1 protein-coding gene is annotated in these 1,157 nt (G+C 55.7%); it reads left to right on the top strand.

Going from position 1 to position 1,157, the window contains the following annotated elements:
• Nucleotides 1–1,157, top strand: a 1,157-nt coding sequence (locus A3730_RS03275; RefSeq protein ID WP_063537471.1) for an ABC transporter transmembrane domain-containing protein, incomplete at both ends; no start/stop codon positions are given.

Below are 1,157 nucleotides of genomic sequence, written 5' to 3'. Positions count from 1 at the left end.
CTGGGCCACCCAGTTCATGGGCAGTTATTCCATGAACTGGGTGGCCCAGCAGATTGTGTATGTGCTGCGTAATGATGTGTTCGGTCATGTGCTGAAATTGCCCCAGTCTGAATATCACCGCAATGCGTCCGGGCGCATCATGTCGAAGATTATCTTTGATGCGCAGCAGGTCACCAGTGCGGGTACCGATGCCATCATCGTGATTATCCGCGAAGGCCTCACTGTGGTGGGGCTGTTTGGTTTCCTGTTATGGCAGAACTGGAAACTGACGTTGATTCTGGTGGCCGTGGCTCCCCTGATTGGCCTGGTCATGAATATCACCAGCAAGCGATTCCGCAAGATCAGCCGTCGTATCCAGTCTTCCATGGCGAACATCACCCATTTTCTGGGTGAAGCTATTGAGGGCAGTGGCGAGGTGAAAATTTTTGGCGGCCAGAAACAGGAAGCGGACCGATTCCATAACGTCAGCCGCAGTTTCGCCAAGCAGAACGTGAAGCTCAATGCCAGCAAGATTGCCAGCACGGTCATCGTGCAGTTGTTTGTGGCGGTGGGCATTGGTGCCATTACCTATCTATATATTCACTTGATGGGTGAAGACCTGACAGTGGGGGGCTTTCTCTCCTACATTGCCGCCGCTGGCATGATCCAGAAACCGCTCAAGCAACTCACGGATGTGAACGTGAAAGTGCAGCGGGGCGTAACGGGTGCGGCCAGCCTGTTTGAACTGCTGGACACGGAGCAGGAAGTGGATACCGGTAGCTATGCGGTGGCCACCAAGGCCGATGGCAACATCGACTTTGAGGGTGTGACCTTTGGTTATGACCCGGCGTCACCGGTGGTGCGGAATCTCAACTTTTCCATCAAGGCCGGCGAGACGGTGGCACTGGTGGGGCGTTCTGGTGCGGGGAAAAGTACCATCAGTGCCATGCTGCCGCGTTTTTTCGATCCGGATCAGGGACGAATTCTTCTCGATGGCGTCCCCTTGCCGGAGTACCAGCTCGGTGAGCTGAGGAACCAGATCGCCATGGTTAGCCAGCGGGTGGTGCTGTTTAACGACAGCGTGCGAAACAATATTGCCTACGGTGAGCTGCGCAGCGCGGATGACGCCACCATCATAAAAGCGGCACAGGACGCCCACGCCTGGCGCTTTATCGAGC

The sequence above is a fragment of the Alcanivorax sp. HI0044 genome (assembly GCF_001634945.1).
This window is presented reverse-complemented; position numbering and strand designations above follow the sequence as displayed.